At 65.5% G+C, this 14,694-nt stretch carries 11 protein-coding genes; 6 read left to right on the forward strand and 5 right to left on the reverse strand.

The annotated features are described in order from the left end of the window. Positions 1–68 precede the first annotated feature (68 nt). From LU688_RS09750 to LU688_RS09765, 4 genes are all read left to right on the forward strand, one after another. Entirely contained in the window at positions 69–320 is a 252-nt protein-coding gene (locus LU688_RS09750; protein WP_031314692.1) for a DUF1653 domain-containing protein, read from the forward strand. Between the two features lie 100 nt (positions 321–420). Further along, positions 421–3,030 carry a type I DNA topoisomerase gene (gene topA, locus LU688_RS09755; protein ID WP_038705745.1) on the forward strand — a complete coding sequence of 870 codons (2,610 nt, stop codon included), beginning with the start codon at positions 421–423 and terminating at the stop codon, positions 3,028–3,030. 110 nt (positions 3,031–3,140) lie between these two features. Then, on the forward strand, positions 3,141–3,662 hold the full coding sequence (locus LU688_RS09760; protein ID WP_023630869.1) for a DUF6586 family protein: 522 nt from the start codon (positions 3,141–3,143) through the stop codon (positions 3,660–3,662). A gap of 51 nt (positions 3,663–3,713) precedes the next feature. Then, complete coding sequence (locus tag LU688_RS09765) at positions 3,714–3,947, forward strand: hypothetical protein (protein WP_023630868.1); 234 nt, start codon at positions 3,714–3,716, stop codon at positions 3,945–3,947. Between the two features lie 51 nt (positions 3,948–3,998). Here the strand turns inward: LU688_RS09765 and sulA are convergent, their stop codons facing one another. Then, a complete protein-coding gene (gene sulA / locus LU688_RS09770; RefSeq protein ID WP_104444211.1) occupies positions 3,999–4,475 on the reverse strand; it encodes an SOS-induced cell division inhibitor SulA in 477 nt (158 codons plus the stop codon). Positions 4,476–4,488: 13 nt separating this feature from the next. Next, complete coding sequence (lexA, locus tag LU688_RS09775) at positions 4,489–5,097, reverse strand: transcriptional repressor LexA (protein ID WP_023632613.1); 609 nt, start codon at positions 5,095–5,097, stop codon at positions 4,489–4,491. A gap of 209 nt (positions 5,098–5,306) precedes the next feature. Here lexA and LU688_RS09780 point away from each other — a divergent pair, with 209 nt between their 5' ends. Continuing rightward, the gene (locus LU688_RS09780; protein ID WP_046856397.1) at positions 5,307–6,011 is read left to right on the forward strand and encodes a TetR/AcrR family transcriptional regulator; all 705 of its coding nucleotides are present in this window, start codon (positions 5,307–5,309) and stop codon (positions 6,009–6,011) included. A 180-nt stretch (positions 6,012–6,191) separates the two neighbouring features. Beyond that, the gene (gene nagZ, locus LU688_RS09785; RefSeq protein ID WP_177410847.1) at positions 6,192–7,190 is read left to right on the forward strand and encodes a beta-N-acetylhexosaminidase; all 999 of its coding nucleotides are present in this window, start codon (positions 6,192–6,194) and stop codon (positions 7,188–7,190) included. A 67-nt stretch (positions 7,191–7,257) separates the two neighbouring features. On the opposite strand, the gene LU688_RS09790 is transcribed toward nagZ, so the two are convergent. Genes LU688_RS09790 through mfd form a run of 3 tightly spaced genes read right to left on the reverse strand, consistent with a single transcriptional unit; the run spans position 7,258 to position 14,596 of the window. Next, positions 7,258–10,572 carry a DEAD/DEAH box helicase gene (locus LU688_RS09790; protein ID WP_104444209.1) on the reverse strand — a complete coding sequence of 1,105 codons (3,315 nt, stop codon included), beginning with the start codon at positions 10,570–10,572 and terminating at the stop codon, positions 7,258–7,260. 4 nt (positions 10,573–10,576) lie between these two features. Continuing rightward, complete coding sequence (locus LU688_RS09795) at positions 10,577–11,137, reverse strand: CsiV family protein (protein ID WP_104444208.1); 561 nt, start codon at positions 11,135–11,137, stop codon at positions 10,577–10,579. Positions 11,138–11,146: 9 nt separating this feature from the next. Then, entirely contained in the window at positions 11,147–14,596 is a 3,450-nt protein-coding gene (gene mfd / locus LU688_RS09800; protein ID WP_038705749.1) for a transcription-repair coupling factor, read from the reverse strand. Positions 14,597–14,694: the final 98 nt, after the last annotated feature.

Genomic DNA, 14,694 nt, shown 5'->3' on the forward strand with positions numbered 1-14,694 from the left:
GGACAGCAGCCGGGGCCATGTGCCCCGGCTTTTGTTTTTTACAGGATTTGTTCAAGAGGGCGAGCGACATGCAGATACAACCTGGTGTGTACCGGCATTACAAAGGCCCTGAGTACCGTGTTTTCAGCGCTGCGCGACACTCCGAGAGCGAGGAGTGGATGGTGTTCTACCAGTGCCTGTATGGTGACTACAGCTTCTGGGTCAGGCCACTTTCGATGTTCCAGGAGTCCGTCGAGGTTGACGGCGAGCAGGTGCCACGCTTTGCTTTGGTCAAGGTCGAAGAGGGGCTCGGCGAGCGGCTGGGCAAGGCGCACGAGTGATAGACCGCGCTTGACCTCACTCTTTTGCCACTATATATAGCGGTGCCGCGTCCGGCACCTGACGCGTTTTTCATCTTCAGATTCAGGAATACTCCGATCCATGGGCAAATCGCTGGTCATTGTGGAATCCCCGGCCAAGGCCAAGACCATCAACAAGTACCTGGGCAGCCAGTACGTGGTGAAGTCGAGTATCGGCCACATCCGTGACCTTCCCACCAGCGGTTCCGCCAGTGCGAGCAAGGAACCGGCGGCCAAGCGCGGCAAGGCCGCGGCCGAGGCTCCGGCCTTGTCGCCGAAGGAGAAGGCGCGCCGCACCCTGGTCGCACGCATGGGCGTCGACCCCGAGGCGGGCTGGAAGGCCAAGTACGAGATCCTTCCCGGCAAGGAGAAGGTCATCGAGGAACTGCGCCGCCTGGCCAAGGATGCCGACACCATCTATCTCGCAACCGACTTGGATCGCGAGGGGGAAGCCATCGCCTGGCACCTGCGCGAGGCCATCGGCGGCGATGACAGCCGCTACAAGCGCGTGGTGTTCAACGAGATCACCAAGAAAGCCATCCAAGAAGCCTTCTCCCAGCCGGGCGAGCTCGATATCGATCGGGTCAATGCCCAGCAGGCGCGGCGTTTCCTTGATCGCGTGGTCGGCTACATGGTCTCGCCGCTGCTGTGGGCGAAGATCGCCCGTGGCCTGTCCGCCGGCCGCGTGCAGTCGGTGGCGGTGAAGCTGGTGGTCGAGCGCGAGCGTGAGATCCGTGCCTTCAACCCGGAAGAATACTGGGAAGTCCACGCCGACCTGGGCACTGCCAAGAACGCCAAGGTGCGTTTCGAAGTGGCCCGCGAGAAGGGCGAGGCGTTCAAGCCGCTCAACGAAGCCCAGGCCATGGCCGCGCTGGAGAAGCTCAAGGCCTCCAGCTACAGCGTGAGCAAGCGCGAGGACCGGCCGACCAGCAGCAAGCCTTCGGCACCGTTCATTACCTCCACCCTGCAGCAAGCCGCAAGCAACCGCCTGGGCTTCGGGGTGAAGAAGACCATGATGATGGCCCAGCGTCTGTATGAAGCCGGCTACATCACCTACATGCGTACCGATTCGACCAACCTGTCGACCGACGCCGTCGAGATGGCCCGCAGCTACATCGAGAAGGAGTTCGGCAAGCAGTACCTGCCTGCCGCGCCCATCGTCTATGGCAGCAAGGAAGGGGCCCAGGAGGCGCACGAAGCGATCCGCCCGTCCGACGTCAGCACCCACCCCACCAAGCTCAGTGGCATGGAGCGTGACGCCGAGCGCCTGTACGAGCTGATCTGGCGCCAGTTCCTGGCTTGCCAGATGCCGCCGGCGCAGTACCTGTCCACCAGCGTCACCGTGGTGGCGGGTGAGTTCGAGCTGCGCGCCAAGGGCCGGATCCTCAAGTTCGATGGTTACACCCGTGTCCTGCCGCAGCAGAGCAAGCCGGGCGAAGACGATGTGCTGCCGGAAATGGCCCAGGGTGAGGCGCTCAAGCTGATCCAGCTCGATCCCAGCCAGCACTTCACCAAGCCGCCGGCGCGCTTCACCGAAGCCAGCCTGGTCAAGGAAATGGAGAAGCGCGGTATCGGCCGCCCATCCACCTATGCGGCGATCATTTCCACCATCCAGGATCGCGGCTACGTCACGCTGCACAACCGCCGCTTCTATTCCGAGAAGATGGGCGACATCGTCACCGAGCGCCTGTCCGAGAGCTTCGCCAACCTGATGGACTACGGCTTCACCGCCGGCATGGAGGAGAACCTCGACGACGTGGCCCAGGGCGAGCGTGACTGGAAGAACGTCCTCGACGAGTTCTATGGCGACTTCAACAAGAAGTTGCAGACCGCCGAGTCCAGCGAGCACGGCATGCGTGCCAACCAGCCGACCCTGACCAACATTCCGTGCAAGGAATGTGGCCGGCCGATGATGATCCGTACCGCGTCCACCGGTGTGTTCCTCGGCTGCTCGGGTTACAGCCTGCCGCCGAAGGAGCGTTGCAAGGCGACGGTCAACCTGGTGCCGGGCGACGAAATCGCCGCCGACGACGAGGGCGAGTCCGAGTCGCTGGTGCTGCGCGGCAAGCACCGCTGCCCGATCTGTTCGACGGCGATGGATGCCTACCTGCTCGACGAGAAGCGCAAGCTGCACATCTGCGGTAACAACCCGGATTGCGCCGGCTACGAAATCGAGGAAGGCAACTACCGCATCAAGGGCTACGAAGGCCCGAGCCTGGAATGCGACAAGTGCGGCAGCGAAATGCAGCTCAAGACCGGCCGTTTCGGCAAGTTCTTCGGCTGCACCAACCCAAGCTGCAAGAACACCCGCAAGCTGCTCAAGAGCGGCGAGGCGGCGCCACCGAAGATGGACAAGGTGGACATGCCAGAGCTCAAGTGCGAGAAGGTCGACGATACCTACGTGCTGCGTGACGGTGCCTCGGGCTTGTTCCTGGCGGCCAGCCAGTTCCCGAAAAACCGCGAAACCCGTGCGCCGCTGGTGCTGGAGATCGTCCCGCACAAGCACGAGATCGATCCGAAGTATCACTTCCTCTGCGAAGCGCCACAGAAGGACCCGGAAGGGCGCCCGACGGTGATCCGCTACAGCCGCAAGACCAAGGAGCAGTACGTGCAGTCCGAGGTGGACGGCAAGCCTACCGGCTGGAAGGCGTTCTACGACGGCAAGGCGTGGAAGGTCGAAGACAAGCGCTGATCTGAAGGCGTGACTGGGGCCGCTCCGCAGCCCCAGTCATTTGATGACAAGCAAAGCGCAATCCCTGAAACTGCAGGCAATCGCCTTGCAGCCTTCAGGAGTCAGTCGAAATGGCCCAGGAACTCTACACCCGCACCAACCAGAAACTGTTCTTCGCCGGCCTCGCGCTGGAGTCCATGGCCAAGGCCGCGGACAGCCAGGCGCTGAATGCCCAGGGGCTGCTCCAGGCCGAGCGCGAGTCGGCGCTGTTCCACCTGTATGGCGCGCTGCTTGGGCTGTGCCACGAGATCGCCGGCTTCTACCGCCTGCCCCAGGCCTCGGCGGCACGGGCGGAATTGCTGTTCAGCGACGAGGTGCTGCAGAGCGTGGCGATCCCGGAAATGGCCGAGCTGCTGGAGCTCGCCCGCCAGCCGGAAACCTGGCTGGCACGTCTGCTGGCGGCTTATGCTGATTTGTTCCGACCACCGGTCGCCAAGAAAACCGTGAAGGGTGACGTTACCCAGCCGCTGATCCAGGCCGTCAATCTGGACGAGCCTGAGCCGGCAGAGCTTTCCCGGGAGGAACTGGAGGCCTGGCGGCAGAACCTGAAAAGCCTGGTGAGACGATTCCGCGATGCGCTGAGTGAGTGCTGAGCGCTTCCATGGCTGGTACACTAACGGCCTTTCGTGAAAAGCAGGCCCTTTATGTCAACGTCCTTTCTAGAAATTGTCGAGTTGCCTGATGGCCGGATCGAGCTGCGCCGCGCCGAAGATGAAGGCTCCCTGGTAACCTTGGATTTTTCCGAGGATGCCAAGGCATTCCTGCAAGGACAGCATGTGGAAGTGGCCAAGGCCATGCTCAGCGTTGGTGTGCAAATGGCCGGCCGCCTGGTTGAAGGCGACTTCGAGCGAGAAGAGGGGCCGCGCGTCCTTCACTGAGCCACGGTAGCGGCCCAGGGTTTCAAGCGTTTGACAGGCAAAGCCTGAACATCAGCCGAGGCGGATGTTCAGGCTTTGTGCGTTTCCGCTGGCCGCTGCGCGCTGCAGCTGTTGGCGGGCGTTGCTGTTGATGGTGCCCAGCCAGCTGACCACGGTATGGCTGTGCCCGAGGCGCAGCGCCTCGCAGGCCAGTTGCAGGGCCGTCTGCCTGCCGCCGGGTTGCAGCAACAGGATGCGTTCGCGGTTCAGGCCGGCATCACGCAGCCAGGCCTGGGTGAGGCTGCTGGGTGGGGCGATGAGCGTCAGCCAACGGCTGTCGTCTTCTTCGCTGAGTTCGCGCAGGATCGGCGCCAGCAGGCTCTGGCAGTGCCCTGGCGCGCCGCGCAGGGCCAGCTCGCTGAACAGCTCTGGCTGGCTGCTCTTGCGCGGCGCCTCGCTGGGCTTGAGGCCTGGCAGCACTGGCTGGGCAAGGAAGGCCTCGAACAGCGGCAACTGGGCTTGCTGGGGTGCATGGGTGAACGGCTGCATGACGCCTCCTGGTTCAGCGGCGCAGGACGCCGACGCTCAAGCCCTCGATCACCAGCTCCTGTTCCTTCAGGTCGACTTCGATGGGGGCGAATTCGGGGTTCTCGGCGATCAGCCAGACCTTGCTGCCTTCGCGCTTGAAGCGCTTGACGGTCACTTCGTCGCCGATACGGGCTACCACCACCTGGCCGTTGCGGGCTTCGCGGGTGGTGTGCACGGCGAGCAGGTCGCCGTCGAAGATGCCGATGTCCTTCATGCTCATGCCGTGCACCCGCAGCAGGTAATCGGCGCGCGGATGGAAGAAGGCCGGGTTGATGCTGCAGGAATCCTCGATGTGCTGCTCGGCGAGGATCGGCGCACCGGCGGCGACGCGGCCGATGATGGGCAGGCCGCTGTCCTCCTGCTTGGGCTCGAGGCCGGGGATGCGAATGCCGCGGGAAGCGCCAGGGGTCATCTCGATGGCGCCCTTGCGGGCCAGGGCTTTCAGGTGCTCCTCGGCGGCGTTGGGCGACTTGAAGCCCAGCTCCTGCGCGATTTCGGCGCGGGTCGGCGGGAAGCCGTTGTCTTCGAGGCAGCGTTTGATGAAAGCCAGAATCTCGGCTTGGCGTGGCGTCAGTTTCAGCATGGGCGAGGGCTCTGTCTTTATATACAGTGACTGGGATTATATACAGTGGCTGGCAAGCTGCAAGCACCCTTGCCGCACAACAGCTGCAAAGCGTGCGCATTCAATGCCTTGTGGCTGTGTTTAAATGAGCGACCACCCAGTCACTGAGCCTTGACATAATCAGGCTTGAAACGTATGTTTCAAACAACTGTTTGTCAGGCGGAGTAGTCATGGCCCAATCGGAAACCGTTGAGCGCATCCTCGATGCGGCGGAGCAGCTGTTCGCGGAGCGCGGGTTCGCGGAAACCTCATTGCGGCTGATCACCAGCAAGGCCGGGGTCAACCTGGCGGCGGTGAACTACCATTTCGGTTCGAAGAAAGCCCTGATCCAGGCGGTCTTTTCCCGCTTCCTGGGCCCTTTCTGCGCCAGCCTGGAGCGTGAGCTCGACCGCCACCAGGCGCGTCCCGAGCAGAAGGCCTCGCTCGAGGAACTGCTGGAAATGCTGGTGGAGCAGGCCCTGGTGGTGCAACCGCGCAGCAACAACGACCTGTCGATCTTCATGCGCCTGCTGGGCCTGGCCTTCAGCCAGAGCCAGGGGCACCTGCGCCGTTACCTGGAAGACATGTACGGCAAGGTGTTCCGCCGCTACATGCTGCTGGTCAACGAGGCCGCGCCGCGCATTCCGCCACTGGAGCTGTTCTGGCGCGTGCACTTCATGCTCGGCGCCGCGGCGTTCAGCATGTCGGGTATCAAGGCGCTGCGCGCCATCGCCGAAACCGACTTCGGAATCAACACCTCGATCGAGCAGGTCATGCGCCTGATGGTGCCGTTTCTGGCCGCAGGCATGCGTGCCGACAGCGGTGTCACCGACCAGGCCATGGCCGCGGCGCAGTTGCGCCCACGCAGCAAGTCCGGCGCGCCCGCCAAGGCCTGAGCACTGGGCGGGGCAGGGCGCTTGCGCTAAGCTAGCGCCCATGCCTGAATTCGCCCCCGCCGCAATTCCCGTCAGCACGGCAGCTTCGCCACTGAACCATCGGACACCGCGTTGTCCGATGTGTGCGTGCGTCTGCGCGACCTCCGGATCTCCAATGAAGGACTCCCTATGACTGCCAGCCTGCAAGGCTCCCTGATGGTGGACATCGCCGGTAAATGGCTGACCGCCGAAGACCGCCATCTGCTGCGCCAGCCCGAAGTGGCCGGCCTGATCATCTTTGCCCGCAACATCGACAGCCCGCGCCAGGTGCGCGAGTTGTGCGCCTCGATCCGCGCCATCCGTCCCGAGCTGATCCTCGCCGTGGACCAGGAAGGCGGGCGGGTCCAGCGCCTGCGCCAGGGCTTCGTGCGCCTGCCGGCCATGCGCGCCATCGCCGACAACGCCAATGCCGAATACCTGGCCGAGCAGTGCGGCTGGCTGATGGCCACCGAGGTGCTGGCGGTAGGCCTGGACCTGAGCTTTGCCCCGGTGCTGGACCTCGACCATCAGCGCAGTGCGGTGGTCGGCAGCCGTGCCTTCGAAGGCAATCCACAGCGGGCTACCGAACTGGCCGGCGCCTTCATCCGTGGTATGAATGCCGCGGGCATGGCCGCCTGTGGCAAGCATTTCCCCGGTCACGGCTGGGCCGAGGCCGATTCCCATGTGGCGATCCCGGTCGATGAGCGCAGCCTGGAACAGCTGCGCACAGCCGACCTGGTGCCGTTCACCCGCCTGAGCGGCCAGTTGGCGGCGGTGATGCCGGCCCACGTGATCTACCCGCAGGTCGACAACCAGCCTGCCGGCTTTTCCCGGCGCTGGCTGCAGGACATCCTGCGCGGCGAGCTGGGCTTCGACGGGGTGATCTTCAGCGACGACCTGTCCATGGCTGGCGCCCACGTGGTGGGCGATGCCGCCAGCCGCATCGAGGCCGCGCTGAGCGCGGGCTGCGACATGGGCCTGGTGTGCAATGACCGGGCTTCGGCCGAGCTGGCGCTGAGCGCGGCGCAGCGCATGAAGGTCAAGCCGTCGCCGCGGATTGCACGGATGCGCGGGCAGGGCTTTGCGCGTACCGATTACCGCCAGCAGCCGCGTTGGCTGGAGGCGCTGGGGGCGTTGAAGGAAGCCCAGCTGGTCGACTGACCTCGCTGGCCTTCTCGCGGGGCAAGCCCGCTGCCACGAAGCCCTGAGGGTTAGTGGCAGCGGGCTTCTACTTGCTTCGTTTACCCGGCAGCGGCGCGAACAGCGCCTCGATCTCTTCATCCCCCAACCGCCATTGCCCGGCCTGCCCGCCATCGAGCAGCCCGGCTGCCAGTGCCGCCTTCTCTTGCTGCAACTGCTGGATCTTCTCTTCCACCGTTCCCCGGGTGATCAGCTTGAACACGAACACCGGCTTGTCCTGGCCGATGCGGTAGGCGCGGTCGGTGGCCTGGTTTTCACTGGCCGGGTTCCACCACGGGTCGTAGTGGATCACGGTGTCGGCGGCGGTCAGGTTAAGCCCCGTGCCGCCGGCTTTGAGGCTGATCAGGAATACCTCGCTGTCGCCATTCTGGAACTGCTGCACGGGGGCGCGACGGTCGCGGGTGTCGCCGGTCAGCAGGCTGTAGCGGATACCGCGCTTCTCCAGCTCGAACTCGATCAGTGCCAGCATCGAGGTGAACTGCGAGAACAGCAGCACCTTGCGCCCCTCGCTGAGCAACTCCTCGAGCATCTCCAGCAGGCTGCCCAGCTTGCCCTTGTCGGCGAACGAACCCTTGGCCTCGGTGCCCTTGACCAGGCGCAGGTCGCAGCACACCTGGCGCAACTTGAGCAGTGCGTCGAGGATGACGATCTGGCTGCGCGCGGCGCCGTTGCGGGCGATCTCGTCGCGGACCTTCTTGTCCATTGCCACCCGCAGCGCCTCGTAGGTGTCGCGTTGGGCGTCGCTGAGCTCGACCCAGTGGATCATCTCGGTCTTGGCCGGCAGTTCGGTTGCCACCTGTTCCTTGGTGCGGCGCAGCAGGAACGGGCGGATGCGGCTGGCCAGGTGGGCCATGCGCTCGGCGTCGCCGTGGCGCTCGATCGGGGTACGGTATTCCTGGGTGAAGCGCTTGCTGTCGCCCAGCCAGCCGGGCATCAGGAAATGGAAGATCGACCACAGCTCGCCGAGGTTGTTCTCCATCGGCGTGCCGGTCAGGCACAGGCGCTGGCTGGCCTGCAGCTCGCGCACGGCCTGGGCGGCCTTGCTGGTGCTGCTCTTGATGTTCTGCGCCTCGTCCAGCACCAGCAGGTGCCAGGGCTGGGCCTTCAGTGGCTCCAGGTCGCGGGGGACCAGGGCGTAGGTGGTCAGCACCAAGTCATGCTCGGCGAGGTTGGCGAAGTGCTTGTTGCGGCCCGGGCCATGCAAGGCCAGCACGCGCAGGCCGGGGGCGAAGCGCCGGGCTTCGTCTAGCCAGTTGGGCACCAGGCTGGTGGGCATCACCGCCAGCGCCGGATGTTCCAGTCGCCCGCTTTCCTTCTCCAGTTGCAGGTGGGCCAGGGTCTGCAGGGTCTTGCCCAGGCCCATGTCGTCGCCGAGGATGCCGCCGGTGCCCATTTCGCGCAGGGCTTGCAGCCAGTTCAGGCCCTGCTGCTGGTAGGGGCGCAATGTGGCGTTCAGGCCTTCGGGCGGCGTCACCTGCAGGTCGCGGGCGTCGCGCAGGCGCCGGCCGAGGTCGCGCACATGGCTGCCACCTTCCCATTGCAGCGGCAGGTGGTCGATGTCATTGAGGCGCGCGGCATCGGTGCGGTCCAGGCGCAGGCTCGGGCCCACGGCGTCGTCGTGCAGGTACAGCTCGCCCAGGGTGCCCATCACCGCCTTGATGCGCCCGTAGGGCAGGGCGACCCGCAACGCCGGGCCGTCATGGCGGGCGCGGTTGAGGTCGATCAGCAGGTGCTCGTCGTCATTGCGCCGCGCCAGTTCGCTGGGCCGCAGCAGTTCCGGGCTGGTGCGCAGCAGTTGCAGCACAATTGGCAGCAGGCTGTGGCGCTGGCCGTCGACCACGATACCCAGTTCGAGGTCGAACCATTCGTGGCCTGGCGCTTCCTCGATGGTCGCATACCAGTCGTCGACCTCGTGCAGGTTGAAGGCGAAGTCGCGGTGCACGTCGATCACCCAGCCTGCCTCGCGCAGGCGCGGCAGGCCCTCGCGGGCGAAGCGCAGCCAGGCTTCGTCGTCGGGCAACTGGTACATTTCGCCGGCGCTGTCGGGCAGGGCCTTGCTCTGGCGGGTGGCCACCTTGAAGCCGTGGTCGCGCAGGGCCTTGCGAAGGGCCTGCTCGGCCTGTGGCTGGCGCTGGATGCGCTGGCTGGTGGTGCCCACCAGGCGGCTGAGTGGCTTGTCGTCGCTGCCGCTTGCACGCAGGCCGTCGTAGTCGAATGCCAGCGCGGCGCGGTGCTGCATCTGGCGTTGCATGCGCCCGGTCTTGGGCGTGTAGGCGCTGAATTCGAGGCTGCCGAGGGTCAGGTGCGGGGTTGGCTCGATGCCGTCGAGCTGTTCTTCCTGCACGGCGGTGGGGGTCGGCAGGCGATGGTTGAGCGCGTTGAGCTTGTGGCTGAGAGGCACGATAAGGTGTTCCGGTACATCGGGGGCAAGGGACAGCTGCAGGGCGGTATGCGGGTCCAGGTCGTGGCTGACGGTACCGACTTCCTTGGTATCGATATCGAAATAGAACAGCGGTATCAGCGGCAGTATGCAATTGAGCGGCTGCTCGCCGCAGTACCACATGCCTCGGTAGTCACCATTGTCCAGGCGAACCCAGCGGAACTGTGCCCGGCGTTCCGCGCCCTGTTGCAGCAGCGGCAGCCCTTCGATGAACATCAGGCGCCCGGTGTCCAGCACCCGCTGCAGCAACTCGCCGCCTTCATGACCCTTGAGCGTGTAGCCGCGTTCCTGGCCGTAGGGTGCGTTCTGCGCGGAGAGCTGGCGCAGGATGCGCAGGTCTTCCTCCTTGACGTACTTTGGCGGCTCGTAAAGCAATTCGTATAACGAATGGATGCGGCTGTAGCGGATGCCGTGCTCTTCGCGAGTACCCTTGCGCACGCGCAGCGCGCAGCTGCTGTGGTCATCGACGAGCATCAACTCGTAACAGACCATGCGCCCGCGCCGGTCTTCAGCGCCGTCTTGCCTGGGGGTGGGCTGCTCCAGGCCCTGCAGCCAATGCTGCAGGTGATGAGGCAGTTGCTCGCCGCTGGCCGCACCACGCCCGTAGCTGCTGGCCAGGGTGTAGAGCGCGGCGGCGCAATGCTTGCAGTTTTCGCCGACCGGGCAGGAGCAGTTGCCGCGCACGTGGCATTGCCCGGATGGCCGCGCAGTGATGATGATCCGCTGGCGGTAGACATTGCCGCCGCTGCCGCGGCAGGTTGAATCGATGCGAGATTCGCCGTGGGACTGGATCTGCACCAGGCCCTGTTCGGCGTAGCGCTCGCCACGTTGCAGGGTGGCCGCGGAAAAGTCGCGCTTCCAGCTCCGATTCTCGGCTACCAGCTTCTGCACATCGGCGTTCACGGTTTCACTGCTCCATCATTTCCGGATCCGGCAGTGGCATCTTGCGCATGCCGGCAGGAGATACCTTGAGCAGCACGGCCAGGTGACCCCCATCGAGGAAGGTCAGCTGCCCGGCTTTCATGTTGCTGTTGCTCTGCTTGAATTGCTCGCTGCGCAGCACGCTGCCATTGCTGTCGAGCTGGTTGACCCAGAGGTTGGCGTCCACGGCGATGAAGCGGCTTTCCTGGATGCTCAGGTTGCCCTCGATCGGGAAGTGGCCGAACTGTTCGTCACCGGCACTCAGGGCAACGGTTTCGCCATCCTGCTGCCAGGCCTTGTGCAGCAGCACGGTGTAATCGGCGGTGGCCTGCAGGCGGGTGACTTCGTCACCCAGGCCGGTCGGGCGCTCGGCGCCTTTTTCCAGGCGCGGCGCGCCGGCGCTCCAGTCTTCCGGGGCGAACGGGCTGGTGATCGCCGGCACGGCGTTCTGCCGCACCAGGATCATTTCCACCTGGTAGGGGCCTGCGGCGAAGGCAACTGGCGTGAGCAGGGCCAGCAGCAGGGTCAGGCAACGGATGGCACGCATGAAGCTTCCTTATGGATTTTGTGGGGTGAGGCGCTCGAACAGCGCTTCCAGGGTGTTGAAACGTTCTTCGGGGCGTTCCATCGGCACCAGGAAGCGGAACTGGGTCGCGCCTTCGAACTTGTAGCGTTTGGGCTGGCCCTGGATCAGCTTGATCAGGGTCAGCGGGTCGACCGGGGTTTCGGCTTCGAATTCGAGCTTGCCGCCGTTGGGGCCGGCATCGACCTTCTTGATGCCGAGCTTTTCCGCCTGCAGCTTGAGCAGGGTCAGGCGCATCAGGTTCTTGGTCGGCTCCGGCAGCAGCCCGAAGCGGTCGATCATCTCCACCTGCAAGTCCTTGAGCCCCTCTTCGTCGGCTGCCGAGGCGATGCGCTTGTACAGGATCAGGCGCGCATGCACGTCGGGCAGGTAGTCCTCGGGGATCAGCGCCGGTAGGCGCAGGTTGATCTCCGGGCCGCCGCCAAGCGGCTGTTCGAGGTTCGGCTGGGTGCCCTTGCGGATGGCCTTGACCGCGCGTTCGAGCATCTCCATGTACAAGGTGAAACCGACCGCCTGGATCTGCCCGCTCTGGCCTTCGCCGAGTAGTTCGCCGGCGCCGCGGATCTCCAGGTCGTTGGTGGCCAGGACGAAGCCCGCGCCCAGGTCCTGGGTATTGGCGATGGCCTCCAGGCGTTTCTCGGCGTCAGCGCTGATCTGCTGGCGCGGCGGGGTCAGCAGGTAGGCATAGGCCTGGTGGTGGCTGCGCCCGACCCGGCCACGCAGTTGGTGCAATTGCGCCAGGCCGAACTTGTCGGCGCGCTCGATGACGATGGTGTTGGCGCTTGGCACGTCGATGCCGGTCTCGATGATGGTCGAGGCAATCAGCACGTTGAAGCGCTTGTGGTAGAAGTCGCTCATCACCTGCTCGAGCTCGCGTTCGCGCATCTGCCCGTGGCCGATGCCTATGCGTGCCTCGGGCACCAGTTCGGCCAGCTCGGCCGCGCACTTCTCGATGGTTTTCACATCGTTGTGCAGGTAGTACACCTGGCCGCCGCGCAGCAGTTCGCGCAGCAGCGCTTCCTTCACCGTGCTCTTGTTCTGCTCCATGACGAAGGTGCGCACCGACAGGCGCCGCGCCGGGGGCGTGGCGATGATCGACAGGTCGCGCATGCCCGACACGGCCATGTTCAGCGTGCGCGGAATCGGCGTGGCCGTCAGCGTCAGGATGTCAACCTCACTGCGCAGCGCCTTGAGCTGTTCTTTCTGGCGCACGCCGAAGCGGTGTTCCTCGTCGATGATGGCCAGGCCCAGGTCCTTGAAGCGCACGTCGTCCTGCAGCAGCTTGTGAGTGCCGATGAGGATGTCGATCTTGCCCTCGGCAAGATCCGCTGCGGCGCTGGCCACTTCCTTGGCCGACTTGAAGCGGCTCATCACCTCGACCTTCACCGGCCAGTCGGCGAAGCGGTCGCGGAAGCTGTTGTAGTGCTGCTGGGCGAGCAGGGTCGTGGGCACCAGCACCGCCACCTGGCGGCCGCTGTGCACGGCGATGAAGGCGGCGCGCATGGCCACCTCGGTCTTGCCGAAGCCGACGTCGCCGCACACCAGGCGGTCCATGGGCTGGCCGGCGAGCATGTCGGCACGCACGGCCTCGATGGCGGTCTGCTGGTCGGGGGTTTCCTCGAACGGGAAGCCGGCGCTGAAGGTGGCGTAGTCGGCGGCCGGGTCGGCGAAGGCATAGCCTTTGCGCGCGGCGCGCCGGGCATAGATATCGAGCAGCTCGGCGGCGACGTCGCGCACCTGCTCGGCGGCCTTGCGCTTGGCTTTCTGCCAGGCCTCGGAGCCCAGCCGGTGAAGTGGGGCCAGTGCGTCGTCGCTGCCGGTGTAGCGGGCAATCAGGTGCAGGTTGGCCACCGGCACGTAGAGCTTGGCGCCCTCGGCGTATTCGAGGGTGAGGAACTCGGCGGCCTGGCCGTCGATTTCCAGGGTGGCCAGGCCCAGGTAGCGGCCCACGCCATGGTCGATGTGCACCACCGGCGCGCCTTCGCGCAGCTCGGTGAGGTTCTTGATTACCGCGTCGTTGGCCGCCTCGCCGCGTTTCTCGCGGCGCCTGCGCTGCATCACGCGCTGGCCGAACAGCGGGCTTTCCGCTACCAGGGCAATGGCCGGGTCGTCCAGCAGCAGGCCGTCGTCCAGGGGGGCGATGGTGATCGCCAGGCGTTCGCCGCCGGTGACGAAGTCGGCCCAGCTGTCGACCGTCTGCGGGCGCAGCTTGAGGCGCTCGAGCAGCTCCAGCAGCACTTCGCGCCGGCCCGCGGACTCGGCGGTGAACAGCACGCGGCCGCTGAACTGGTCGAGGAAGTTGGCCAGTTCCGCCAGCGGCTGGTGGGCCTTGGCCTCGATGGCCAGGTTGGGCAGGGCGCGGGCGGGGAAGCGCTCGCGCCCCGCGCCGGCGTCGAGGTCCTCGGCGCTGACTACCACCCGTGGCCATTGCTTGAGGCGGGCGAAGCAATCCTCCACCGGCAGGAACAGTTCCGCAGGGGGCAGTAGTGGCCGGGTCATGTCGCCGCGGCGCTCTTCATAGCGCCCGCGCACATCGTTCCAGAAGTGTTCGGCGGCCTGTTCCACGCCCGGTAGCGAGAACACCTGGGTGTCGGCCGGCAGGTAATCGAACAGGGTGGCGGTTTCTTCGAAGAACAGCGGCAGGTAGTACTCGATGCCGGCGGGGATGATGCCGCTGGTGAGGTCCTGGAAGATCGCGCTACGGCGGAAGTCGACGTCGAAGCGTTCGCGGAAGCGCGCCTTGAAGCGCGTCACCTCGTCCTTCTGCATGGGGAACTCGCGCGCCGGCAGCAGGCGGATCGAGTCGACCTTGTCGATCGAGCGCTGGCTCTCAGGGTCGAAGGTGCGCAGGGTCTCGATCTCGTCGTCGAACAGGTCGATGCGGTACGGCTGCTTGCTGCCCATCGGGAACAGGTCGATCAGCGCGCCGCGCACGGCGAACTCGCCGTGCTCGTAGACCGTGTCGACGCAGCGGTAGCCGCTGGCTTCCAGGCGCGCGCGCATCTGCTCGACGTCGATCTTCTGGCCCACGTCCAGCACCAGGCTGCTGCCCAGCAGGAAGCGCGTGGGGGCCAGGCGGTGCAGGGCGGTGGTGATCGGCACGACGAGAATGCCATGGCTCAGCTCCGGCAACCGATAGAGGCTGGCGATGCGCTGGGAGATGATGTCCTGGTGCGGCGAGAACAGGTCGTAGGGCAGGGTTTCCCAATCGGGGAAGGGCAGCACCGGCAGTTCCGGCGCGAAAAAGCGCAGTTCCTGCTCCAGGCGGTCGGCCGCCTGGCTGTCGGCGGTCAGCAGCAAGGTGAAGCGACCGGCGGTACTGGCAGCCTCGGCGACGGCCAGGCTCAAGGCCGCGCCGGGCAGGTTGCCCCAGGTTTGTTTGCCGGCCGTGGCCGACATTTGCGGTAGGCGCAGAACTGACACGGGAGATCGGACTCCAAGCGTTGCGGCAAAGAGGTCGATTGTACCGGTGACGAGGCGCGCTGTCAGGTTCGAAAGGGCTTGGCGACGGGGGTTGGCGC

Source organism: Pseudomonas soli, from assembly GCF_021283165.2.
In the GTDB taxonomy this organism is placed as follows: Bacteria; Pseudomonadota; Gammaproteobacteria; order Pseudomonadales; family Pseudomonadaceae; genus Aquipseudomonas; species Aquipseudomonas soli.